This window comes from Clostridioides sp. ZZV14-6345, from assembly GCF_020657775.1.
Classification (GTDB): Bacteria; Bacillota; Clostridia; order Peptostreptococcales; family Peptostreptococcaceae; genus Clostridioides; species Clostridioides difficile_D.
Genome location: NZ_JAGWCX010000031.1, coordinates 1 through 24,790 on the forward strand (window position 1 = coordinate 1; position 24,790 = coordinate 24,790).

Here is a 24,790-nt window from a genome sequence, read left to right on the forward strand (position 1 = left end):
GAACCCTGTGACTTTAGTCATGGGAGGTTCAGAGTCTAGATAAAAGAGAAGATGGAACTGTCATATATGAAAAACTAATAGATAAGTCAAAAAAAGTTGTATATGATAAAGTGCTTAGTGAGGGTAATGTGAGTCTATATGATACTCCATATGAAAAGATTACAACAACAGAAGATGAAGATGGTAATTTAATCGATAAAGAACATATTACAAATAAGATAAAGATTATTGTAGAAGATAAAAATGGTAAGATATATAAAATAACTGTAACTGGAAAAAGCATGAATGACTATTCAAGTAAAAAAGAAGTTAAAATTGTAACTGAAATATTTAAAGATAAATAATTTTACTTGGGGGTGAGATTTTGAGGAAGTGGAATAAATTTAAAAGTGAGAGAGGGGCAGCTTTAGTTTTAGTTTTGGTTGTAGTAGCATTGCTTTCTATTGTTGGATTGACATTTTCGAATCAGATAGCTAATAGAATAAAATCTACAAAGACGACTAATGAGGGTATACAAGCAAAGTATTTAGCAGAAACATGTGTGGAAAATAGTATTGATAAAGCATATGAAAAATTATATGGTGAGCTTGAAAAAATGGATAATGAGTTTAAAAGTGAAAATCAAGAAAAATCGATATCTAGGTCAAAATTAAGAAACATATCAGATGAAGATTTTAATAATCAAGATGAGGAAAATCTTGAAGCAGAAAGACTAGGCTATATGAATAATATAAATTTCTATTTGGATAAGGCTTCCTCACATTTAGAAAAAGCTAGTATGGAATTAAAAAAATTACATGATTTAAATATATTAGATGACAGAGATATTGAATATGTAGATGCAAATATTCTCTCACATAGAGATTCTATATTAAACATTTGTAAGAATTATACTTATGGAGATATTAGTAAAATAAATGAAAAAATTTTGGATAGAGATATAGATTCAACTACATTGATTGGGGCAAAGTTAGTAAATAATGATATTCTTTTAAAAATGTTTTTAGAAGAAAATAAAGTCGAAAATGAACATTTAAATTCGGCATTTTCATACACTTATAGGTCGTTAGATAACATTTCTTTGGCGATGCAAAATATGATTGAGTATAGACATACATTTCATGTAGGTGAGCCAAAAGTAGAAGTATCTGATGGAATTCCAAATTCTCAACAATATTATGAATTAATACAAAATCCTATAATAAATAGTACAGAGTATAGTTGGAATAGTAAATGGGACGCATTAGAAAATCTATTAAAAATTTTACCAAATCAAACTCAAGGATTTAATTCTTTAAGAGTTCATCTGAGAAATAATGTAAGAAAATTTGAGAAGTTAAGCGATAATATATCTAGTGATAAAAAAGATACAGCAGAAGATTTCTTAAAGTATAAAGAGTTATTGTATGAAATATCAGACCAATGTAATAAGTTAAAAAGTATGTCTTATGAGAAAATACCTGTTGAATATGATAATATGGCTTTAATAACAACCTTTGATTATATACAAAATGAGCTTTTAGCAGAGATAAAATGTAGACTGAAAGAATTAAAACCCCAAGAAGTTGATAAAACAGAAGATATTACTATAAAAGTACCTTTTTATAGGGCTGACTACGACATGACAAAAGAAGAATGGCCAAAATTAAAAGAAAATGGTTCAGGGACAGAGTTAAGTTTAATAGTAACTGGTGACAAAGATGGAATAAAAGAAGTAGAACTTACAGATGGCAAAAAAAATATTATTGGTTTAGGTGTTGAAGAAAATTCAGATTCACAATATAAAGTTGAGGCTATTGTAAACTTTAATCTAAATATAGATACAAATGTATCTGGGAATTATGATATAAAAGATAAAATTTTAATTAATCATGATATAAGTTCGTACAAAAAAGTAAACTAAACATAAAAAGTAACTTAGTATAAACAAATAATAAAATAATTTTATTATTTATTACTAAAATAGTAAGCAAACTAATAGAAGATATGGAGAGTAAATATTATGTATATTTATGATTTATTGGAGCAAGGTATAAGACTAAACGCATCAGATATACACATAACAGTTGGAACAAATCCTGTGGCTAGAGTAAAAGGCGGATTTGTAAAACTAAGTGAACAGATACTGACACCAGAGATAACAATGCAAATGGCAAAAGATATAGCAGGGGAATCTATGTTTAAAGTAATAAAAGAACATGGAGAAGCTGATTTTTCAGCTTCACTAAAAACAGGTGAAAGATTTAGGGTAAATGCATATAGACAAAAAGGAAATTATGCAATAGCAATAAGAACTATAACAGCAGAAATACCTACTTTTGAAAAATTGGGTCTTCCAGAAAATATAAAATCATTTACTGAAAAGCACAAAGGATTAGTTTTAGTTACAGGTCCAACAGGAAGTGGTAAAAGTACAACACTTGCGAGTATGATAAATATAATAAATGAAACACAACAAAAACATATAATTACACTTGAAGACCCAATAGAATATGTACACCACCACAAACAAAGTTTAGTAAATCAAAGAGAGGTAGGAACTGATACAGAAAGTTTCCACTCAGCTCTTAGAGCTATTTTACGTCAAGACCCAGATGTAATACTAATAGGAGAAATGAGAGACCCTGAAACTGTATCAATAGCATTAACAGCAGCAGAAACAGGTCATCTAGTATTTTCAACACTACATACGGTTGGGGCAGCCAAGACAATCGATAGAATAGTGGACATGTTCCAACCATCTCAACAACAACAAATAAAAACACAGCTATCTACAGTTTGTGAAGGTGTAGTATCACAGCAACTACTTCCTACAGCAGATGGAAAAGGTAGAATAGCTGCAATTGAATTGATGTTTGCTACTCCAGCAATAAAAAATTTGATAAGAGAAGGCAAAACATATCAAATTCCAAACATGATACAAACTGGAGTTAAAGCTGGTATGAAAACTATGGACCAAGATTTAATGGAACTTTATAAAAATGGAAGGATTACAAAAGATATGGCAATTAGTAGATGTACTGACCAAGAGTTTATGACAAGAATGATAGGTGGAGTAAATTATAATGAACATTATAATCGTTAATTTGTATGTATTTATGGTAGGTCTAGTGTTTGGAAGTTTCTTCAATGTTTGCATCTTTAGGATTCCAGAAGGTATATCTATTTCTAGACCTCCATCCCATTGTATGAGTTGCAATACTAGACTAAAGCCGATAGACTTAATACCAGTACTAAGCTATTTAATGAGTGGAAGAAAGTGTAGATATTGTTGTGAGAAAATTTCTAGTAGGTATGCTATAGTAGAATTAATTACAGGAATTTTATTTTTAACAGTATTTATAATATATGGAATATCCACAGCAACCATCTATTATTTAGTTCTTGTATCTTTACTGATTATAATAACATTTATAGATATTGACCACTTTATAATACCAGATAAAATACTGGTTTTTGGAGCTATATTTGCTATAATTTTTAATCTTCTTTTTAAAGAAATCCCAATTAAGAATTCAATTATAGGAGCTTTTATTTGTGGAGGAAGCGTTTGGCTTATAGTGCTTCTGATTGAATTTATAATAAAAAAAGAGTGTATGGGCGGAGGAGATATTAAACTATTTGCAATGATAGGTCTTTACATGGGTGCCAAAAATGGTCTTTTTACAGCCCTACTAAGTGTTTATGTGGGAGCAGTATATGGAATTTGTGTGATAATTCTAAGTAAGATAAAGGGAAAGGAATACAATTCTGTTATGCCATATGGTCCGTTTATATCAATTGGAACATTAATAACAATCTTATGTGGAAGACAATTACTTGAACTTTATTTTTCTATGATTATGTAAACAATAGTTAAACTTAAGCAAGTTTTAATTTTTATAAAAGTGAATTAAAGTATTTAATAAGGACAATATTATTATTAACCCTATTACTAAAGTGCTGTAGACTATGGAGTATATAATAATAATTTCCTTATTTTTTGCACATTTGATAAATAAATCTCTATCTATTTTTTGTGATAGAGAAAAGAAAAATCTATATAATATGTTTTTTATTTACATAATAACTGTAGTTTTATCTGTATTAATATATCTAAAATTTGGAATTAGTGTAGAATGTGTACAATATGTGGTATTAATTCCATTTCTAATAATTGTATCCATTATAGATTACTACACAATATATGTATATGATATAACAATAGTTAGTGGTATAATAGTTCAAGGTATAATTTTTTTGGTCTTTTGTAATATTGTGCAATTTGACTATATGAATCATATAATTGGACTAGCGATAGGCTTTATTATACCTTATATTATTGCTAAATTAACAAAAGGATTAGGCTATGGAGATGTAGGTCTCTATAGCTTATGTTGCTTTGCATTGGGAAATAATTATGGGTTTTATGTGATAGTTTTATCATTTATTTTAGCGTTTTTGTTTTTTGTTATTTTATACATAACTAAAATATTTAAAGGTATAAATATAACAAAGCAAATTCCTTTTACACCTTTTATTTCTCTAGCGACAATTATAATAATATTTACAGAGTATAATATATTTAATTTTTATTATAGTTTGTTATACAAATTTATATAACAGGAGGTAAGAAATGTACGTAGTAGTAGGGTTAGGTAATCCAGGGAAGAAGTATGAGAAGACTAGACATAACGTTGGATTTGATGTCATAGATATTCTTGCAAAAGAATACAGCATTAGTGTTACTAAGATAAAGCATAAAGCCTTAATTGGTGAAGGTAGAGTAGGAACTGAAAAAGTACTATTAGTAAAACCACAAACTTATATGAATTTAAGTGGAGAAACATTAATAGATATATATAAATATTACAAGGTTGATTTAAGTAATATAGTAGTAGTATATGATGATATAGATTTAGATGTTGGAAAGATACGCATAAGAAAAAAAGGAAGTGGAGGAACTCATAATGGTATGAAATCCATAACTAAATGCCTAGGTTCAAATGATTTTCCAAGAGTAAGAGTAGGTGTGTCTAAGCCAGAAGTTGGTCAAGACTTAGCAGACTTTGTACTTTCTAGATTTAGAAAAGAAGAATCTGATAATATAAATGAAGCACTAGAAAAAGCGGCATGTGCTATTGACTCAATAATAAGAGAAAATATAGATATGTCTATGAACAAATACAATGGATAGTGAGAGGGAGATTTAAATGAATGATGTTTTTTTATATCCTTTGCAAAATTCAAAAGAGTATAAAGATATAATAAACTGTATAAAAAATACAAAAGGCTCATTATTGGTTAATGGACTTTTACCAGTACAAAAACCTCATATATCGTATTCTATATTTAATGATTTATCACGACAAATGATTTTTATAACTAGTAGTGATTTAGAAGCAAAGAAAGTATATGAAGATTTAAGTTTTTATATTGAAGATAAAGTTGAATATTTAGGATTTCAAGATATTTATTTTTATCACTTAGATGCAAAGGACAGAAACGAAGAAGCAAAGAAATTAAAGGTATTGTTAAAACTAGCAAATAAGGAAAAGATAATTTTAGTAACTTCTATTGAGGCTGTTTTAAGAAAATACATACCAAAACAAGTTTTACTTGATAGTGTATCTCACTATAAAGTGGGAGATAGCTTAGATTTAGAAAAATTAACTGAGAAATTAGTTTCATTAGGATATGAAAGAGTTTCAAAAATAGAGGGGTTTGGTCAATTTAGTATAAGGGGTGGAATTATTGATGTATTTTCACTTGAATATACAAATCCAATTCGTATGGAATTATTTGATGATGAGATAGATTCCATACGAACTTTTGATGTATATTCACAAAAATCAATTGATAAATTGCAACAGTTTTCTATAACTCCATCTAGGGAATTTATTTATCCAGAGAAGACTACAGATGCATTAGTTAAACTAAAAAAAGAAACAACTAAAAGTACTGATGAAGGTACATTTCAAAATATAGATTATATATCTAGTAAGACTTATTTTGAAGGTGTAGAGAATTATATAGATTATATTTATCCAGAAGAAAATAAAAGCATATTTACTTATCTATCAGATGATGCAATAGTATTTATCAATGATATAACAAGACTTAAAGAAAGATGCGAAAATTATATAAATGAGTTTAGGGAAAATTATAAACTGAATCTTGAAAGAGGTCTGGCTATTAAAAATCAAGGAAAACTATTGTATCACTATACAGATTTAGAGTATCTAGTAAAAGACAAGTCTGTAGTATTAAACTCACTATTGCCAAAGTCTATAAACAACTTTTCCATAAAATCTATAATCAACTTTGAAAGCAGAGAAGTTCCTACATTTAATGGAAAAGTAGATTTGATTGTAGAAGAATTAAATCGGCTGAAATATAATGGATACAAAATAATTTTAGCAACAAATACATTAGAAAGAGCAAATAAATTAGGAAAAGATTTATTGGATAAAGGTTTAGAAACGACTGTTTCTAAAGATAGAAACATTGAAATTAAATCTTCTCAAGTTGTGATTGTGCCTGCACATATAAATAGTGGCTTCCAATATAAATCTATAAAGTTTGTTGTTATAACAGACAATGAAATGATAGGTGTTTATAAAAGAGCATCTAAGACTAACAATAAAAAGGTTAAAAAAGGAAAGAAGATAGAATCATTTTTAGATTTAAGTGTTGGAGACTATGTAGTACATGAAAATAGTGGTGTAGGTAGATACACAGGAATTGAGCAAATTACAGTCAATGCTATTAAAAAAGATTATATGAAAATAGTATATCAAGGTGGAGATAACCTATATGTGCCAATAGACCAGATGGATAAAGTGCAAAAATATATTGGTGCAGAGGTAGAAAAAGTTAAGTTAAATAAGCTTGGAACAAACGAATGGACAAAGGCAAAAGCAAAAGTTAAAAAAGAAATTGAAGATATGACAAAGGACTTAATCGAACTTTATGCAAAACGTGAAAAAATACAAGGATACAAGTTTTCAAAAGATACACCTTGGCAGGCAGAGTTTGAATCGTTATTTCCATATCAAGAAACAGAAGACCAATTGAAGGCAATAGAAGAAACTAAAAAAGATATGGAATCAAGCAAGGTAATGGATAGACTTGTATGTGGGGATGTTGGTTATGGAAAAACAGAGGTGGCGATTAGAAGTATTTTTAAAGCTTGTATGGATCAAAAACAAGTTGCTGTATTGGTTCCAACAACAATATTAGCCCAACAACATTATAATACGTTTAAAGAGAGGTTTGAAAATTATCCTTTGAGAGTGGAAGTTTTAAGTAGATTTAAAACTCCAAAACAACAAAAACAAATTATTGAAGACGCTAAAAAAGGATTAGTAGATATTTTAATTGGAACACATAGGATAATATCCAAAGATATAAATTTACCAAACTTAGGTCTTGTAGTCATTGATGAAGAGCAAAGATTTGGGGTAAAACATAAGGAAGCCCTAAAGAAAATTAAATCTACAGTAGATGTACTTACGCTTTCAGCAACTCCTATACCAAGAACTTTACATATGTCTTTAAGTGGAATAAGAGATATGAGTGTTATAGAAGAACCTCCACAAGAAAGACATCCTGTAATAACATATGTTACAGAGAGTAAGGAAAGTGTAATTCAAGATGAGATAGAGAGAGAGTTAAGTAGAGGTGGACAGGTATTTTTTGTATACAATAGAGTTGAACACATTGAAGAGATGGCAAGTATGATTCAAAAGCTCGTACCAGATGCTAGAGTAGCTGTTGCTCATGGAAGAATGACTTCTAAATCATTAGAAAATATAATCCTAGGATTTTTAAATAAAGATTATGATGTATTAGTCTGTACTACAATAATTGAAACTGGTATGGATATATCCAATGCAAATACAATGATTATATATGATGCAGATAAAATGGGATTAGCTCAACTTTACCAATTAAGAGGTAGGGTTGGAAGAAGCTCAAGACAAGGATATGCATATCTTTTATATGAAAAAGATAAAACTCTAAGTGAGATAGCAGAGAAAAGGTTAAAAGCCATTAGAGAATTTACAGAGTTTGGTTCAGGTTTTAAAATAGCAATGAGAGACCTTGAAATAAGAGGAGCTGGAAATATTTTAGGTTCTCAGCAACATGGTCATATGGCAGTTATAGGTTATGATTTGTATGTTAAAATGCTTAATGATGCAATTAAAAAGGTTAAAGGTGAGCCTATTGTGGAAGAAATTGATGTTGAAATAGATTTAAGTGTAAATGCATACATTCCAGGTAATTATATCAAAGATGAATTGATTAAGATTGAAATGTATAAGAAAATAGCTTCTATTGAAAATAAAGAAGATATGTTGGATATACAGGAAGAACTTGAAGATAGATTCTCTGATATACCTAAACCAGTTCAAACACTTCTTACAATAGCTTATATAAAATCATTGTGTAAGATATTGAAAATAGAAAAAATAAGACAACTAAAAGATGAAATATTATTAGTTCCAATAACAAAGTATAGAACTAAACAGAAAATAGGTTATAATATAGTTACAGAATTGGAAGAATTATTAGAAAAAATGTGCAAGGTAAAATAGCTTGTAAATTTAAGAAGGGATGTTTTAAATTTGAAAAAAGTAATAATATTGGCAATAGCTATGATTTTGGTAGTATCTACGGCTGCCTGTGGTTCTAGTAAAGGAGAGACTGTGGCAACAGTTGAAGGGACAAAGATATCATCAGATGAATTTAAAAAGACTATAGCTCTTTATAAAGATTCTATGGAACAAACTTATGGAAAAGATATATGGGATAAGGAAATTGAAAAGGGTGTAAAGTATAAGGACAAGTTTAAGGATTTAATTCTTGATCAACTTATAACTACAGAAGTAATATATTCTCAAGCTAAAAAAGACAACTTACTTCCTAAAAAAGAAGATGTTGAAAAAAGTTTTAAAGATTTAAAAGATGCTATGAGTAAAGATGAAAAATATAAAGAACAGCTTGAAAAGTTAGGAATAGATGATGCGTTTTTAAAAGACCAACAAGAGAAAGATTTAGCAATGCAAAGCTATCAAAGTAACTTTACTAAAAAGACTAAAATATCAGACGAAGAAATGAAAAAATACTATAATACACATAAAGATGAATTCAAAAAAGATGAGGTAGAAGCTTCTCATATATTATTGAAGACAGTAGATGATAATAACAAGCCACTTTCAGATAAGGAAAAGGCTGAAGCTAAGAAAAAGGCTGAAGAGGCTCTTAAAGAAGTTAAATCAGGTGAAGATTTTGCAAAAGTGGCAAAAAAATATTCACAAGATGCTTCAGCAAGTGATGGTGGTAAATTAGGATTCTTCTCAAGAGGACAAATGGTTGCTGAGTTTGAAGATGCTGCTTTTTCTATGAAAAAAGGTGAAATATCTAATTTAGTTGAAACTCAATATGGATACCATATAATTAAAGTAACAGACAGGATAAATGAGCAAACATCATTTGAAGATGCTAAAGAAACTATAAAAGACCAATTGTTAAAAAATAAATATCAAGAGCAAATAGAAAAATTAATTAAAGAAGCTAAAGTAGAAAAAGATGAAAAAGTAATAAATAAAATCACAATTTAAAACCTAAAAAAGAGTAATATGCTTAAAAAAGCTATATCTAGATAAGATATAGCTTTTTTTGTATATTTTTCTTAACAATGGTAAAAATAAACTTAAAGTAATTTATGGAGGGATTAAAAAATATGAAAGCAACAGGCATAGTTAGAAGAATAGATGATCTTGGAAGGGTAGTTATCCCAAAAGAGATAAGAAAGACATTAAGAATTAGAGAAGGAGACCCTTTAGAGATATTCACAGCAAAAGATGGAGAAGTCATACTTAAAAAATACTCTCCAATAGGAGAATTAAATGAATTCTCACAAGAATATGCTGAAACATTAGCTGAAGTACTAGGATATGGTGTATTGATAACAGACCTAGATTCTATAATAGCTGTATCTAAACTTCCTAAAAAAGATTATAAAGAAAAAAGTATAAGTGATGAGTTAGAAGCAATAATAAGTGAAAGAACAGTAAAATATTCAAAAGATAAAAACATTTTACCTTTATTCAAAGAAGACCAAAAAGAATATACTAGTCAAGTTATTATGCCTATAATTAGTGCATCTGGCGACTGTATAGGTTCAATTGTAGTTGTTTCGAGAGACAAAGATACAATTGCAGAAAGTGAAGAAAAATCTTTAAAAATTGCTGCTAACTTTTTAGGAAAACAAGTTCAATAATTTTATCATAAAGACCTTTTACATGAAGGTCTTTTGAAGTTTTTGTGTAAAATATTGAATATAGCATTAAAAATATGGTATATTAAAGTTTGTTATATAAACAGTGTGGAGGTTATGTTATGAACAATAACAAAAATAAAGACTCCTTTCTAAAAGGAGCCCTTATACTTGGGCTAGCAGGTGTAATCGTAAAAATAATGGGTGGATTTTTTAGGATTCCACTTGGAAACATGATTGGTTCAGAAGGTATGGGATACTATCAGGCTGCTTATCCTGTGTATACTCTATTTTTAACATTAGCTACTGCTGGATTTCCAACAGCCGTGGCAAAACTGGTTTCGGAAAAAGTTGCCATTGGAAATTTTAAAGGTGCAAACAAGATATTTAAGGTATCACATACAGTTTTATTCATTACTGGAATAATATCATTTTGTATATTATTTTTTGGAGCCGACTACATAGTAACAAACATAATGAAAAATCCAGGTGCATTATACTCTATGAAGGCCATTGCTCCAGCATTATTATTTGTTCCTGCAATGTCTGCATATAGAGGATATTTTCAAGGGAGACAAGATATGACTAAGATTGCTGTGTCTCAAGTTGCAGAGCAATTTTTTAGAGTTGTATTAGGTCTTACTTTGGCTTACTTGCTTATGAAGAGTCTAGGTCAGACTTTTGGGGCAGCTGGTGCTATATCAGGAGCTACAATAGGTTCAATAGCATCTATGCTTTACTTGGTGTTTGCTTATATGCTAGGGAGAAAAGAGCGTCGAGTAGAGATAGATGCAAGTCAAAGATTTAAAGATGAGAGAGTTTCTTATATTTTTAAAAAGCTTTTAACTGTTGCTATTCCTATAACAATAGGAGCATCAGTAATGCCACTTGTCAATATGATAGATAATGTTATTGTAATAAGAAGACTTATGGAAGCAGGCTTTACATACAAAGTAGCAAATTCAATGTTTGGTCAATTAACAGGTATGGCAATGGCCACAATAAATTTACCAGCAGTCATAACAACAGCAATGAGTATGAGCTTAGTTCCAGCAATTTCTAAAGCATATGCATTAGGAAATAAGTCAAAAGCTAGAAAAGATACTAAGAGTGCAGTTAAGGTAACTTTACTTATAGTATTACCTTGTGCGTTTGGAATGGCTTCTTTAGCGACACCAATAATGGGTCTTTTGTTTCCACATGAACCATCTTCTGTAGGAACTATTTTGTTTACTCTTACTCCATGTGTATTATTTTTGGGTTTAATACAGACCTTGACTGGTATAATTCAAGGAATGGGAAAACCAATAGTACCTGTAATTGCTTTATGTATTGGTATGCTATGTAAAATTGTGATAAGTTATACTTTAACAGGTATACCAGACATTAATGTATTGGGTTCAGCCTTTGGTACAGTTACAGCGTACTTTGTAGCAGCCATGATTAACTTATTATATGTTAAAAAACACATGAATGTAAACTTTCCTAAAAAAGAATTTATAATAAAGCCATTTATAACAGTTATGACAATGTTTATAATGGTTAAGTTGAGTTATGGTGCTTTAGTTGGATTCTTGGGAAATAGCATATCTACAATAATTGCAATATGTGTTGGTGGAATTGTATATGTAGTAGTAATACTTGGGATAGGTGGAATTAAAAAAGAAGAAATTTTGACTATGCCAAAAGGTGATAAATTATATAAATTGTTAAAAAAAGTTAAACTTATAAGATAATATAGGAATATATATGCAAATAAAGGAAATACTATACAAATAGTAAATCTCCTTATTTGTATAATAATATAAAAATAAAGTGAAATTTGCTAATAGGAGTGATGTTATGGGTAAGATAAGTATTGTAGGTCTTGGGCCAGGAGATTATTCTCTTATAAGCCAAGGTGTGTTAGAATCTTTAAAAAATAGCCCTAGAGTTTTTTTTAGAACAGAGAAACATCCAATAATTGATAAACTTAAAGAAACTATACAATACACTTCCTTAGACTACTTTTATGAAAAAGAGGAAAATTTTGATAATGTTTATTTAAAAATATCTGAATTTATTATAGAAGAATCTAAAAAGGGTGATTTAGTGTATGCTGTTCCTGGTCATCCAAGAGTCGCAGAAAAGACTGTAAGTATAATAGAGAGATTAGCCAATGAAAAATACATAGCAGTAGAAATATTGCCTTCTATGAGCTTTGTAGACGCTATGTTTAACTATTTGGCTATAGACCCATCTGAGGGATTTAAATTGATAGATGCTTTTGAAATAGAAAATTCATATATAGATTTAGATACGAGCATGATAATAACTCAAGTATATGATAAATTTATAGCATCTAATGTAAAATTAAAGCTTATGGAATACTATGACTATAATCAAGAAGTATGTATAGTAAATGGAGCAGGTGTCAAAGATTTAGAAAGTAAAAAGTTTATAAAGCTTTGCGAATTAGACAGAAATGAAAACTTTTTTGACTATTTAACTAGCTTATATATACCCAAAAGTTCTAAAAAGATGTATAATACAGTACATGACTTAGAAATAATAGTTAATACACTTAGAAGTCCATCTGGATGTGAATGGGATAAAAAACAAACACATCAATCATTAAAAAACTCTGTTATAGAGGAAGCATATGAACTTTGTAATGCAATTGATAATAATGATATAGATGAAATGGTAGAAGAACTAGGAGATGTTCTTTTACAAGTTATATTCCATTGTCAGATAGGAAATGAGGAAGGCTACTTTGATTTAAAAGAAGTAGTAAATGAAATATGTAAAAAATTAATTCATAGACATCCTCATATATTTAGTGGTGTAAAATTAGATATGTCTAAGTTTGAAAAAACTTGGGAAGAATTAAAGAAAGAAGAGAAAGGCGAAAGTACTATAACAGATGGTCTTAGAAGGATACCAAAACATTTACCAGCTCTTATGAAGGCTAGTAAAGTTCAACATAAAGCAGCACTTGTTGGCTTTGATTGGGACAATGTAGAAGATGTATTTAAAAAAATTGAAGAAGAATATCAGGAATTACTTGACGAACACAGGGTCGGGAATATAAAATACATAAAGGAAGAACTAGGCGATTTATTATTTTCGATAGTAAATCTAGCTAGATTTTTAGACATAGACTCAGGAGAAGCCTTGAACTGTACTACAGATAAATTCATAAATAGATTTGAGTTTGTAGAAAAAAGTGCAATGAACTTAAATAAAAAATTAGAAGACATGACACTTGAAGAGATGGATGAATTTTGGAATCAGGCTAAAAAACAATAAAATTGTGGAAGGAAATTTGTCAAAAATCTAGAACTTTTATCACAAAGATAGAAGTCTATATTATAAACATTTTTAGGAGGTAAATATCGTGAATAAAGCTGAATTAGTATCAAAGATGGCAGAAAAAAGTGGATTAACAAAGAAGGAAGCAGAAGCTGCGTTAAACGCATTTATGAGTTCTGTTCAAGATGCACTAGTAAATAATGAAAAAGTTCAATTAGTTGGATTTGGAACATTTGAGACAAGAGAAAGAGCTGCTAGACAAGGAAGAAATCCAAGAGATCCAGAGCAAGTTATAGATATACCAGCTTCTAAAGCACCAGTTTTCAAAGCTGGAAAAGGATTAAAGGATATAATAAATGGATAATTAGAAATCTTGTGAAAAAGTGTGGATAAATTTACCACACTTTTTCTATAGAACTAAGGAAGGTGATAATTATGAGATTAGATAAGTTTTTAAAGGTATCTAGGATTATAAAGAGAAGAACTGTTGCTAAAGATGCATGCGATAAAGGAATTGTCACTATAAATGGAAAAGTTGCTAAATCTTCTTCAGAAGTAAATATTGGAGACACATTAGAAATACAATTTGGAGAGAAGAAGATGAAGTTTAAGATAAATGAAGTAAAAGAGCATGTATTAAAAAATGATGCAAAAGAAATGTACGAAATTTTAGAATAAAATTAATAGTCCTCTAGTATATTAATAGTAGTATTAGTGAAATATTTACTGGGGGGATATTATGGAACAGAACATAACTTTGAAAGATAGATCAAAGCTGGTTATTTCAGGAGTTGAGCACATATATTCTTTTAATGACAAAAGAGTAGAGCTTAAAACTTCTGTAGGTGAGATGGTAATTGAAGGCGAGAACCTAGATATGAGCAAGCTAAGTATAGACGAAAATATAATTAGCATAGATGGAACTATAAATTCTATCGTATATGCAAAGCCTAAAAAGCCACAAGAGAGTTTCTTGAAAAAGGTATTTAGATAGATGATACCTTTCACTCAAGATGTAAGCATTTTTTATGCTACTATTTATGGTGGAATACTCATAGGGGTGTTGTTTGATTTTTATAGAGGGTTAAGAGGAAATTTTAAATCCATCAATTATTTTGCGATAATATTTGATGTATTGTTTTGGTTTCTAGCTACAGTTATAATATTCGTGACAATAAACCTTACAGAGTTTTTTGATTTAAGATATTACCATTTTGTGGCTTTGTTTATTGGTTTTATTTTATACTACAACACCATAAGTAAAATTGTTTTATCAATTATCAATAAAATAATTCGTTTTGTGAGGAATTCTTTTAAAAAAGTTACACACTACATAGTCAGTTTTTTAAACAATTTGTATTACGTTATAATCTATTCACTACACCTACTATTTGATATTATATTTTATATACCAAACATATTTATAGCAACAAGAAAAAGTATAAAAAGAAAATCAAGTAAAAAATCAAAGAACAAGAAAAAATCAAAACCTAAGAAGAAAAAAAATAAAACTAAAAAAAGGGTGTAGGAAAAATGAACTTAAGAAAAAAATTTTCAGGACAGATTGTTGTTATCAGTTTATTTTTAGGAATATCAATTTTTAGTATGATGACAGGATTTGTATTTGAGTACACAAAAGCTAAGGAATATAAAAAAGAAATAGCAAGTCTAAATAAACAATTAAAAAAGACTGAAATACAAATAAACAGCTTAAAGAAAGATGAAAAATCATATGAAGGAGACTTAGAAGACATAGCAAGAAAAAGATTAAACCTGGTAAAGCCTAATGAAACAGTTTATGTAGATATAAATCGTTGATTAAAACTTGCTAATAAGTTTACAGATGTATTGATTTTAAAATTTAAGATTTAATAAAAAAGTCATTCAGTTAAGGATGGCTTTTTGTTTTATTGAGGAGGGTATTTCATAATGAAAGTAGGAGCTATAGATATTGGGACAAACTCAATGAGATTATTGATAGCAGATTATAAAGAAGGAAGTCTTATAAATAGAAAAAAATTTGTTAATACAACTAGAATTGGTCATGGTGTAGATAGTAAAGGATATATAAATGAAGATGCTATTCAAAGAAATATAAAAGCATTAAAAGAATTTTCTGATAAGTGTAATGATGAAAAGTGTGAAAAAATTTATTGTATGGGGACATCTGCTCTTAGAGATAGTAAAAATGGAGATTATTTTGTTAAACTGGCAAAAGAAGAAACTGGAATAGATATTGATATAGTTACAGGAATAGAAGAATCAAATTTGGGATTTAAGGGGGTCTTAGAAGGAATACAAGGTGATGATACTATTATTGTTATAGATATTGGAGGAGGCTCAACAGAATTTATTATAGGTGACTCAGAGGGAATTAAATTTAATAAAAGTGAAAATGTAGGAGCTCTTAGAATGACAGAGAGATTTTTGAAACATGATATTATTGAAGATGAAGGGTTTAAGGCTATGAGTTCATTTATATATAATGAGATTGATGAAACTTTAAATTATATAAAAGAAAGAGGATTAAAAACTCTTATAGGTATAGGTGGCACGATTACATCATTATCAGCAATGAATCAAGAATTAGAAATTTACTCTATGGAAAAAATACATAACAGTAAAATACACAAAAAAGAAATAGAAGAAATTCTACAAAAATTAATAAAGATGACATTAAGTGATAAAAAGAACTTAAAAGGGCTACAAGAAAAACGTGCGGATATTATAACTGCTGGTGTAAAAATATTGAATATAATAATGGAAAAATTAGAAATAGAAGAAATAACCGTAAGTGAATACGATAATTTGGAAGGCTTAATATGTCAAAAGTCAAAAAAAATGTATTAATATTTTTTGATTTTTAAAACCGATTATGACAAAAAAAATTACTCCTCTTTGTTACAATTCTTAATATAAACAAAAGAGGAGGTTTTTTTATGCAAAGAAGTGTAGCAGTTGTGAAGAATAAGACTGTAAAACCAAATGTCATAAAATTAATAAGCGGATATATTGATTTTACTACGGCGGCATTCGCTGTAATGGGATTTTTACTTAGTAGGTCTATTATAGTAGACTCTGTAGCTCCCTTAGGAATTGCCTTTTTTATATGTGCATCAAAGATTGATAAGTACAAGATACCTGTATTCATATCAACATTATTAGGAATATTGTTATCATCTAATGATTTTGGAAATGTAGCAAAATATGCTGTGTGTCTTACAATATTTATGGCTATGAATAAAAAATTAAAATTATCAGATTCAATTGCTAAGGTTGCATTTATAGGTGCAATAATACTACTTCCAATCTCCATGGGACAGGCTTTCTTTTCAAATAGGTATGTGTATGGTCTTCTTATAGCAGGAGTAGAAGCAATAATAATGTTTATATCTATATATGTGTTTTCTTATGGAATAGGTTTAATGGCCAATGTCAACAATAGGATGTCTGTACGGACAGAAGAAGCTATATCAATAAGCTTACTGCTAACCTTTAGCATAATGGGGATAGGAGATATATCCTTGTTTGGAATATCGATAAGGACCATTTTATCGACCGTATTGATATTACTGACCTCAATAGTAGGTGGAGCTACCATGGGAGCATCTAGTGGTGTAATTATTGGAGTAGCATCCATTTTAAATAATATGACATCAGCTATTTATATGGGGATATATTCTTTTTCAGGATTAATAAGTGGTGCATTTAATAAAATAAATAAATATTTCTGTATACTAGGATATATTCTAAGTTGGACAATAATATACCTATATACTTCTGGTATTGCTTCTAATATGATGCAATTAAGAGATATATTATTGGGTTGTTTAATAGTTATAGTGTTGCCAGAGAGGTTATTTAATAAGATTGAAAAATTAATAAAAAGTAATGTAGCTTCAAATGAAATCGTATACGATTATATTATGAGAAGCAAGAACTTAACTAATAGTCGATTGAACAGTATTTATAAAACTTATGACGACCTTGCAGATACATTTGATAAGATAAGAGAAAAAGATAAGGTGCTAGACCAAAGGGATATAGCTAATGTAATAGATATGATTCATAATGATGAATGTAAAAGTTGTAGTATGAGAAGAATGTGCTGGGAATCAAGATTTAATCATACATACACTATGATATATAACATTCTTGAAAAAATTGAGGAGAAAGGAGAGTTAAGTCTAAACGATATACCTAAAAATTTTAGAAAGGAATGTATGAAACCAGAGTCAATAGTGAAAATATCAAATCACTATTACAAAATGTTTGTATTAGATTATGATTGGAGTGTGAAGTTTTCAGAAAGTAGAAAGTTAATAGCAAATCAGATAAGAAGTATTTCAAAATCAATTAAATCGTTATCTCAGGATTTAGAGGGCGATATAATGTTGGATATAGAAAAAGAAAAAAATATATATGAGCAATTAGAAAGATATGACATAACAGTTGATAAAGTAAGTTATGTAACAAAGAGTAACAGTGAATTTGAAATATCAATAGAAAAGAAAACTTGCCATGATGGATGTATGTGTGAAGATAAAATTGTAAACATAATTTCAGACTTAGTAGGTGAGAGTATGTCTGTTAGAAAAATAGGGTGTCATTGTTTAGGAGGTAAATGTAAAGCAACATTCGTTAAATCCCAAAAATATAAGGCTGTTACAGAAGTTTCAGCAATGTCAAGGGATGGACATATTCTTTGTGGAGATAATTACACATACATGGAGATAAATGATGGTAAATATATGATGGCTATAAGTGATGGTATGGGAAAAGGTAAAAAAGCATATGAAGAATCTTCTGCCACTATTGATATATTGGAAAAGATGATAGATGCAAAAATTAAAGACGAAATAGTTATTGATACTATAAATAATATGTTGTTATTAAAGTCTTCAGAAGAGATGTTTTCAACTCTAGATTTGGGAATTTTAGATTTAAAACGAGGTTGCTTAGAAACTATAAAGATGGGAGCGTGTTCTACCTATATAAAAAGAGAAGATGGAGAAGTCGATTTAATATCATCATCATCATTGCCTGTGGGTATATTATCAGATGTAAAAATTGATAGAAAAAATGTAAAAGTTAAGGAAGGAGACTATGTTATAATGGTTTCTGATGGAATTGTAGATGCAGGAAGAAATAACAATTTAGGAGATAATTGGTTAATATACTTCTTAAAGAATATAGAGACTACAAATCCAAAGGAAATTTCAAATTTAATATTAGATAGAGCATTAGAGTTACAAGCGTTACAAATCGAAGATGACATGACTGTTTTAGTTACGAAAATATGTACAAAATAAAGTTTACAAAATTCTGTGTATAAGATGTGGATAACTTGTGTATAATATGTTAATAGACTTTTGAAAAAAGTATAGTTATTAACAAAAAAAACATATAAATCAACAAAATTTGTTGATAAGTATGGTATAAATGTTAATAAAATGTAAAAAAAGAAAAAACAAAAGCTATTATTAAAAGAGATTCATGTTGAAATAACTAAATTTCTATGTAAATAAAGCCTGTGAATATGTTGATTATTATGTGGATAACTATTAATTCGATATTTATTTATATAGTATGAATAATTGAATAATATATCTAAAAAAAGCCATCCTATTATTAAGTAAATTTATTGAAAGGATGGCTTTTTATGAATAGAAAATTGTGCAAAGCAATAATACCTTTATTTATTTCTATTTTTTGCATGTTAATAATAAGTATAAAAGCTGACCAAGGATATCAAAAGAATAATGATGGAGCAATGACTGTCATGAATAATAATGATACTGAAGATGATGCTGAAAAAAAACAAGAAATAGATTATGAAAAAACATGTTGGAACTTGCAATCTTTGTTTAAAAGTGATGACCAATGGAAAAAAGAACTTAAGAGTTTTGATAAAGATACTAAAGAGTTGAAAAATTACATAGGTAAGGTAACAAAATCACCAACACATTTGTCTTTTGCCTTAAATATTAAAGAAAAACTTGATATAAGACTAAATAAGCTTTCTGCCTATGTAAAACTAAAACAAGATACTAATAAAAATTCATACAAATACTTAGATATGAGTGATAGCATAAGTAAATCTTATGGTAATTATATGGGGATTTGTTCAGACTTAGAATTAGAAATACTAAAATTATCAAACAAAGATTATAAGAAAATTGTTTCAAATAAAAATATAAATAGAAAATATGGTGCATATTTAAGAGATATAAGAAGAAATAAAGTACATTACTTAGACGATAAATCAGAGGATATTCTAAGTAAAGTATCTTCAATAAGCAATCTTCCAAGTCAAGTATATGAGTTATTTAGAAATATGGATAGAAAAACTAATTTGACACCAGCTCAATATGCGAGCGAATTAGAATCGCCAGATAGAGAAAATAGAAAAAAAGCTTATCAAGATGAACTCATAACTTACAATGATAATATAAATACAATTGCAGGTTTGATTACTGGTCAAGTTAAAAAAAATATTTTTTATTCTCAGGAGAGAGGTTATGAGTCTTCTTTAGAGATGTATTTGGAATCTGATAATGTAGATGAAAAAGTATATAATAACTTAATAAGGACTGTAAATAGCAATATGGACAGTCTACACAAATATATAGATTTAAGAAAAAAAGTCTTAAAGTTAGACAAGGTTCATTCATATGATATGTTTGTGCCTATAGTTAAGGCTGCTGATAATAATATTAACTATGAAAAGGCACAAAGTATAGTATATTCAGCATTATCACCTTTAGGAAAAGAATACAATGATGTAGTATATAAAGCTTTCAATGAAAAATGGATAGATGTTTATTCACATGAAAATAAAGTAAGTGGTGGATACTGCCTATCTGTTTATGAAAATCATCCATATATACTTTTAAATTATAATAATTCATTAGGTTCAGTTTCAACTTTATCGCATGAACTTGGTCATGCTGTATACGAATACCTAAGCTCTAAGAATCAGAATTATTTGAATTCAAATCCGTCTATATTTACTCACGAGGTTGCATCCACAACTAATGAAGCATTACTTTATGAGATGCTTATAAGAGAGGCTAAAGGTAACGATGAAAAAGCTTATTATATAACACAATATTTAGACTTGATAAAAGACACTCTTTATACACAAACTATGTATGCTGAATTTGAAAAAACTATACATGAGTTAGTAGAAAAAGGAAAAAGTGTAAATGCATTAGTATTAAATGATGTTTGGGGACAACTTCTTAAAAAATATTATGGACAAAGCTATGAATTAGACCAATTATCTAAGGTCGGATGGGCGAGAATCCCACATTTTTATAATAGTTTCTATGTCTATAAATATGCTACAGGTTGTAGTGCAGGAGTAAGTTTTGCCCAAGACATATTAAAAAATGGTTCAGATAACTATATAAGTTTTCTTAAAAAAGGAAGTTCAGATTATCCAATAAATTTGTTAAAATCAAGTGGTATAAATTTAACTAATACAAAACCTATAGAAAATACAATCAAAAAATTTGACAGCTTAGTAGCAGAACTTGAAAAGTTATTATAAAGATTATTATAATCCACATGGTAAATATATCGAATTAATGATAAAATATACTAAAAGTTTAAAGTCCTATCAAGATAGGGCTTTTTATTTATTAATTAGTGGGAGATGATTCTATGCAAGTTAAAGTTAAAAAAGCTGTAATACCAGCAGCAGGTTTAGGAACTAGATTTTTGCCAGCTACAAAGGCACAACCAAAAGAAATGTTACCAATAGTTGATAAACCAACTCTACAATACATAATAGAAGAAGCTGTGGCCTCAGGAATAGAGGAAATACTAATAATAACAGGTAGAAATAAAAAGTCTATTGAAGACCACTTTGATAAATCCGTAGAATTGGAACTTGATTTAGAGAAAAAAGGTAAGAAAGAACTATTAGAGATAGTACAAAATATATCTAACATGATTAACATACATTATATAAGACAGAAAGAGCCAAAGGGGTTGGGAGATGCAATTTATTGTGCTAGGCATTTTATAGGTGATGAGCCTTTTGCAGTAATGTTAGGTGATGATATTGTAGACAATGATGTACCTTGTCTAAAGCAACTAACAGATGCATATGAAGAGTATAGAACTACAATATTAGGTGTTCAAAAAGTGAATCAAGAAGATACTAATAAATATGGTATAATAGAAGCAAAAAATATAGAAGGTAGAGTTTATAAGGTCAAAGATATGGTAGAAAAGCCAGAATCAGGAAAAGCTCCTTCAAATATTGCTATTTTAGGTAGATATATAATAACCCCTGAAATCTTTGACATTCTTAAGGATTTACCACCAGGTAAAGGTGGAGAGGTGCAACTGACAGATGCTTTAAAAATATTATCTAAGAAAGAAGCTATGTATGCGTATAATTTTGAAGGTAAGAGATATGATGTTGGTAATAAGCTAGGATTTTTAGAAGCTACTGTTGATTTCGCTCTAAAGAAGGAAGACCTTAAGGAAGATTTTATAAAGTATTTAAAACATGTTTGTAATGAATTTGATAAAGATAACGATGTGTTATACAATAATATAGGTGAAAAAATGAATTTAGATGAAGTCAATGAAGTTAGAGAACTTGAAATTCAAAAATAATTAATGAAAGGTGATGTATGGTGGCAAAATCAAGTCAGAAAAAAATTAATAGAATAATAGCTGTTGGAATCGTGGGAATTCTTGTATTAACTAGCATAACAGCTGTTTTGAGTATGATTGCAACTATGTAATATGGATAAATAACTGAAGTTGATATACATAAATATAAAAACCATATATAACTTAATGTATTTAAAAACTTACAACATTTTAGTTATATATGGTTTTTAGAATTTATAAATGTAAAAAAAATTTTTATAATAGTTGAATATTTTGATGGAAAATATTATTATAAAATATAATATAGTAATAAATTTATAAAAACGTGCTAAGATTGGACTTGAGATACAGTAATATAATAGTTAATAATGTTTTAAATTTTATTTATTGACCATAATGTATAAATAGTGATATTATTAGACTTAACTGTTTAAATAAAACTTTTCTTTTTCATGCCTTCAATTTTCAAAATAAGTATGTATATAAATGAATATATAGATGAGGAGGATTTTTTTGATTTTAGATGATAAAGTATTAGAAGGATTAGGTAGTAAGACCTTAGTTGAGCTACGAGAGATAGCTAAAGAATTAAAAATAAAATCAATTACTACATATAAGAAAAATGAGTTAATTGAGATTATAAATTCTAAAAGTAAAAATGAGGAAAAAATAAGTGAAGATAGTAAAGAAAAAAATGAAGATATTAAAGAAGACATAAAAGATAGAAAAGAAAATATAGAGCGTGAAAGTATAGAAAAAGAAGTTGAATATAAGAGCCCTACCAAATCATACAACAAGAAAGAAATAGATACTCAAAATATTTCCCAAAACCAAGAAAACAGAAGCCAAAGAAGTGATTATAGTAAGACAACAAATGTGAATGATTGTAATAAGGCATCAAATATATCTAATAGAATGGTCAGAAATAATAATAAAAATTATTATATGCCTAAACAAGTTGATGAGTCTAAGATAGTAGATGAATTCAATACATCAAAAGAAGATGAAGTAGTAGGTGTGCTTGAAATTTTGCCAGATGGATTTGGTTTTTTAAGAGGTTCAAATTATTTATCTACTGAAGGTGATGTTTACGTTTCACCATCTCAAATAAGAAGATTTAATATGAAGACAGGAGATAAGATTAAGGGGATAACTAGACATCCAAAAAGTGGAGAGAAATTTAGAGCACTTTTATATGTTCAAAAAATAAATGACGAAAATCCTGACACAGCTATACAAAGAAATGCTTTTGAGACACTGACACCAATATTTCCAGAAGAACGACTTACATTGGAAACTAATAGAAATGAAATAGCTACAAGAATTATAGATTTAATTTCTCCTATAGGAAAAGGACAAAGGGGATTGATAGTAGCACCTCCAAAAGCTGGGAAAACAATTCTTTTAAAAAGTGTTGCAAATAGCATAGCCAAAAATCATCCAAATGTTGAACTTATAGTACTCCTTATAGATGAAAGACCAGAGGAAGTTACTGATATGAAAGAATCGATTGAAGGAGATGTTATATATTCTACTTTTGACCAAGTATCAAGTCATCATGTCAAAGTTGCAGAGATGGTGCTAAATAGAGCTCAAAGATTAGTTGAACATGGTAAAGATGTAGTAATCTTACTAGATAGTATAACTAGACTAGCAAGGGCGTATAACCTTACAATATCTCCTACAGGTAGAACTTTATCTGGAGGTATTGACCCTGGTGCACTTCATGGACCTAAAAAGTTCTTTGGGGCAGCTAGAAACATTAGACAAGGTGGCTCTTTAACAATACTAGGAACAGCACTAGTTGAAACTGGTTCTAGGATGGATGATGTAATATTTGAGGAGTTTAAAGGTACAGGAAATATGGAATTACACCTAGATAGAAAATTAGCTGAAAAAAGAATATTCCCTGCAATTGATATTTATAAGTCTGGTACAAGAAGAGATGACCTATTGCTTGATGACGAAGAAAAGACAGCTCTTTGGAGATTAAGAAGAGAAATGAGTAATAATTCAGTAATGGAAATTACAGACAAAGTCATTGAGCTTATAAAAAGAACTAAGGACAATAAAGAGTTTGTAAAATCAATAAAGAATTTGTAAAATCAGTAATATAAATGTAAATATAGATTATATAAAGTAATAGAAAAATCACTTGAATGGCATAATAAGTTATGCTATAATAATGTAGTTGATAATGTAAAAAGAAAGTTAATATAATTAATTTTTTTAAATAAAGAGAAGAGGTGACTATAATGCAAAAGGAAATACAACCAAAATACAATCCAGTTGAAGTGCGTTGTGCTTGTGGGAACACATTTGTTGCTGGTTCAACTAAGGACGAAATAAAAGTTGAAATATGTTCAGAATGCCATCCATTCTATACAGGAAAACAAAAGAACATAGAAAAAGGTGGAAGAATCGACAAATTCAAGAAAAGATTCAAAATGGACTAATTTTTATAAAAGTGGAGTTGGAGGAAGCCAACTCCTATTTTATTACAAAAAAACATTCATATTCTACTTTAAACTGTCTTTTTGTATTATAATAATAAATATGTAAAATTGAGTATTTTAAATACAATAAAATGAGGTGAGT

22 protein-coding genes are annotated in these 24,790 nt (G+C 28.6%); all 22 read left to right on the forward strand.

Annotation, left to right across the window (positions count from 1 at the left end; all coding sequences use genetic code 11):
• Window positions 1-128: 128 nt before the first annotated feature.
• The 22 genes from KGF39_RS09985 (at window position 129) to rpmE (ending at window position 24,648) form a co-directional block, all read left to right on the forward strand.
• Window positions 129-344, forward strand: coding sequence for a hypothetical protein (locus KGF39_RS09985; protein ID WP_227822196.1), 216 nt, complete (start codon window positions 129-131; stop codon window positions 342-344).
• Window positions 345-364: 20 nt separating this feature from the next.
• Complete coding sequence (locus KGF39_RS09990; RefSeq protein WP_227822197.1) at window positions 365-1,903, forward strand: hypothetical protein; 1,539 nt, start codon at window positions 365-367, stop codon at window positions 1,901-1,903.
• A 99-nt stretch (window positions 1,904-2,002) separates the two neighbouring features.
• Window positions 2,003-3,085, forward strand: coding sequence for a type IV pilus twitching motility protein PilT (locus KGF39_RS09995; RefSeq protein ID WP_227822198.1), 1,083 nt, complete (start codon window positions 2,003-2,005; stop codon window positions 3,083-3,085).
• Window positions 3,066-3,848, forward strand: coding sequence for an A24 family peptidase (locus KGF39_RS10000; protein ID WP_227822199.1), 783 nt, complete (start codon window positions 3,066-3,068; stop codon window positions 3,846-3,848). Before KGF39_RS09995 ends, KGF39_RS10000 begins: the two co-directional genes overlap by 20 nt.
• A 103-nt stretch (window positions 3,849-3,951) precedes the next feature.
• Window positions 3,952-4,602, forward strand: coding sequence for a prepilin peptidase (locus tag KGF39_RS10005; protein WP_227822200.1), 651 nt, complete (start codon window positions 3,952-3,954; stop codon window positions 4,600-4,602).
• 13 nt (window positions 4,603-4,615) lie between these two features.
• Window positions 4,616-5,176 carry an aminoacyl-tRNA hydrolase gene (gene pth, locus KGF39_RS10010; RefSeq protein ID WP_054275351.1) on the forward strand — a complete coding sequence of 187 codons (561 nt, stop codon included), beginning with the start codon at window positions 4,616-4,618 and terminating at the stop codon, window positions 5,174-5,176.
• A gap of 16 nt (window positions 5,177-5,192) precedes the next feature.
• Window positions 5,193-8,579, forward strand: coding sequence for a transcription-repair coupling factor (gene mfd / locus KGF39_RS10015; RefSeq protein ID WP_227822201.1), 3,387 nt, complete (start codon window positions 5,193-5,195; stop codon window positions 8,577-8,579).
• Window positions 8,580-8,609: 30 nt separating this feature from the next.
• Window positions 8,610-9,605, forward strand: coding sequence for a peptidylprolyl isomerase (locus KGF39_RS10020; RefSeq protein WP_227822202.1), 996 nt, complete (start codon window positions 8,610-8,612; stop codon window positions 9,603-9,605).
• 122 nt (window positions 9,606-9,727) lie between these two features.
• Window positions 9,728-10,267, forward strand: a complete 540-nt coding sequence (gene spoVT, locus KGF39_RS10025) for a stage V sporulation protein T (RefSeq protein ID WP_227822203.1) — start codon at window positions 9,728-9,730, stop codon at window positions 10,265-10,267.
• Between the two features lie 119 nt (window positions 10,268-10,386).
• Window positions 10,387-12,000, forward strand: coding sequence for a polysaccharide biosynthesis protein (locus tag KGF39_RS10030; protein WP_227822204.1), 1,614 nt, complete (start codon window positions 10,387-10,389; stop codon window positions 11,998-12,000).
• Between the two features lie 106 nt (window positions 12,001-12,106).
• Window positions 12,107-13,555 carry a nucleoside triphosphate pyrophosphohydrolase gene (gene mazG / locus KGF39_RS10035; RefSeq protein WP_227822205.1) on the forward strand — a complete coding sequence of 483 codons (1,449 nt, stop codon included), beginning with the start codon at window positions 12,107-12,109 and terminating at the stop codon, window positions 13,553-13,555.
• Between the two features lie 88 nt (window positions 13,556-13,643).
• The gene (locus tag KGF39_RS10040) at window positions 13,644-13,922 is read left to right on the forward strand and encodes an HU family DNA-binding protein (RefSeq protein WP_003421415.1); all 279 of its coding nucleotides are present in this window, start codon (window positions 13,644-13,646) and stop codon (window positions 13,920-13,922) included.
• Between the two features lie 71 nt (window positions 13,923-13,993).
• Window positions 13,994-14,236 carry an RNA-binding S4 domain-containing protein gene (locus KGF39_RS10045; RefSeq protein WP_003421412.1) on the forward strand — a complete coding sequence of 81 codons (243 nt, stop codon included), beginning with the start codon at window positions 13,994-13,996 and terminating at the stop codon, window positions 14,234-14,236.
• A 61-nt stretch (window positions 14,237-14,297) separates the two neighbouring features.
• Entirely contained in the window at window positions 14,298-14,552 is a 255-nt protein-coding gene (locus KGF39_RS10050) for a YabP/YqfC family sporulation protein (RefSeq protein WP_054275346.1), read from the forward strand.
• On the forward strand, window positions 14,553-15,086 hold the full coding sequence (yabQ, locus tag KGF39_RS10055) for a spore cortex biosynthesis protein YabQ (RefSeq protein WP_054275345.1): 534 nt from the start codon (window positions 14,553-14,555) through the stop codon (window positions 15,084-15,086).
• A 5-nt stretch (window positions 15,087-15,091) separates the two neighbouring features.
• A complete protein-coding gene (locus KGF39_RS10060) occupies window positions 15,092-15,376 on the forward strand; it encodes a septum formation initiator family protein (protein WP_227822206.1) in 285 nt (94 codons plus the stop codon).
• A gap of 111 nt (window positions 15,377-15,487) precedes the next feature.
• Window positions 15,488-16,408 carry a Ppx/GppA phosphatase family protein gene (locus tag KGF39_RS10065; protein ID WP_227822207.1) on the forward strand — a complete coding sequence of 307 codons (921 nt, stop codon included), beginning with the start codon at window positions 15,488-15,490 and terminating at the stop codon, window positions 16,406-16,408.
• Between the two features lie 89 nt (window positions 16,409-16,497).
• The gene (gene spoIIE / locus KGF39_RS10070) at window positions 16,498-18,870 is read left to right on the forward strand and encodes a stage II sporulation protein E (protein WP_227822208.1); all 2,373 of its coding nucleotides are present in this window, start codon (window positions 16,498-16,500) and stop codon (window positions 18,868-18,870) included.
• 350 nt (window positions 18,871-19,220) lie between these two features.
• Window positions 19,221-21,113 (forward strand): oligoendopeptidase F, encoded by a 1,893-nt coding sequence (gene pepF, locus KGF39_RS10075; protein ID WP_054275341.1) that lies wholly within the window; start codon window positions 19,221-19,223, stop codon window positions 21,111-21,113.
• A 113-nt stretch (window positions 21,114-21,226) separates the two neighbouring features.
• The gene (gene galU, locus KGF39_RS10080) at window positions 21,227-22,192 is read left to right on the forward strand and encodes a UTP--glucose-1-phosphate uridylyltransferase GalU (RefSeq protein WP_227822209.1); all 966 of its coding nucleotides are present in this window, start codon (window positions 21,227-21,229) and stop codon (window positions 22,190-22,192) included.
• A 498-nt stretch (window positions 22,193-22,690) separates the two neighbouring features.
• A complete protein-coding gene (gene rho, locus KGF39_RS10085; protein ID WP_227822210.1) occupies window positions 22,691-24,295 on the forward strand; it encodes a transcription termination factor Rho in 1,605 nt (534 codons plus the stop codon).
• A 152-nt stretch (window positions 24,296-24,447) separates the two neighbouring features.
• Window positions 24,448-24,648 carry a 50S ribosomal protein L31 gene (rpmE, locus tag KGF39_RS10090; RefSeq protein WP_003421397.1) on the forward strand — a complete coding sequence of 67 codons (201 nt, stop codon included), beginning with the start codon at window positions 24,448-24,450 and terminating at the stop codon, window positions 24,646-24,648.
• The last annotated feature ends 142 nt before the right edge of the window (window positions 24,649-24,790 follow it).

What these genes read in the sequence shown, in the direction of transcription:
- mazG (WP_227822205.1), top strand. Translation starts at nt 12,107, where the DNA reads ATGGGTAAGATAAGTATTGTAGGTCTTGGGCCAGGAGATTATTCTCTT.
- mfd (WP_227822201.1), top strand. Translation starts at nt 5,193, where the DNA reads ATGAATGATGTTTTTTTATATCCTTTGCAAAATTCAAAAGAGTATAAA.
- pepF (WP_054275341.1), top strand. Translation starts at nt 19,221, where the DNA reads ATGAATAGAAAATTGTGCAAAGCAATAATACCTTTATTTATTTCTATT.
- spoIIE (WP_227822208.1), top strand. Translation starts at nt 16,498, where the DNA reads ATGCAAAGAAGTGTAGCAGTTGTGAAGAATAAGACTGTAAAACCAAAT.
- KGF39_RS10060 (WP_227822206.1), top strand. Translation starts at nt 15,092, where the DNA reads ATGAACTTAAGAAAAAAATTTTCAGGACAGATTGTTGTTATCAGTTTA.
- yabQ (WP_054275345.1), top strand. Translation starts at nt 14,553, where the DNA reads ATGATACCTTTCACTCAAGATGTAAGCATTTTTTATGCTACTATTTAT.
- KGF39_RS10045 (WP_003421412.1), top strand. Translation starts at nt 13,994, where the DNA reads ATGAGATTAGATAAGTTTTTAAAGGTATCTAGGATTATAAAGAGAAGA.
- KGF39_RS09995 (WP_227822198.1), top strand. Translation starts at nt 2,003, where the DNA reads ATGTATATTTATGATTTATTGGAGCAAGGTATAAGACTAAACGCATCA.
- pth (WP_054275351.1), top strand. Translation starts at nt 4,616, where the DNA reads ATGTACGTAGTAGTAGGGTTAGGTAATCCAGGGAAGAAGTATGAGAAG.
- galU (WP_227822209.1), top strand. Translation starts at nt 21,227, where the DNA reads ATGCAAGTTAAAGTTAAAAAAGCTGTAATACCAGCAGCAGGTTTAGGA.
- KGF39_RS10030 (WP_227822204.1), top strand. Translation starts at nt 10,387, where the DNA reads ATGAACAATAACAAAAATAAAGACTCCTTTCTAAAAGGAGCCCTTATA.
- rho (WP_227822210.1), top strand. Translation starts at nt 22,691, where the DNA reads ATGAGGAGGATTTTTTTGATTTTAGATGATAAAGTATTAGAAGGATTA.
- KGF39_RS10005 (WP_227822200.1), top strand. Translation starts at nt 3,952, where the DNA reads ATGGAGTATATAATAATAATTTCCTTATTTTTTGCACATTTGATAAAT.
- KGF39_RS10065 (WP_227822207.1), top strand. Translation starts at nt 15,488, where the DNA reads ATGAAAGTAGGAGCTATAGATATTGGGACAAACTCAATGAGATTATTG.
- rpmE (WP_003421397.1), top strand. Translation starts at nt 24,448, where the DNA reads ATGCAAAAGGAAATACAACCAAAATACAATCCAGTTGAAGTGCGTTGT.
- KGF39_RS10050 (WP_054275346.1), top strand. Translation starts at nt 14,298, where the DNA reads ATGGAACAGAACATAACTTTGAAAGATAGATCAAAGCTGGTTATTTCA.
- KGF39_RS10000 (WP_227822199.1), top strand. Translation starts at nt 3,066, where the DNA reads ATGAACATTATAATCGTTAATTTGTATGTATTTATGGTAGGTCTAGTG.
- spoVT (WP_227822203.1), top strand. Translation starts at nt 9,728, where the DNA reads ATGAAAGCAACAGGCATAGTTAGAAGAATAGATGATCTTGGAAGGGTA.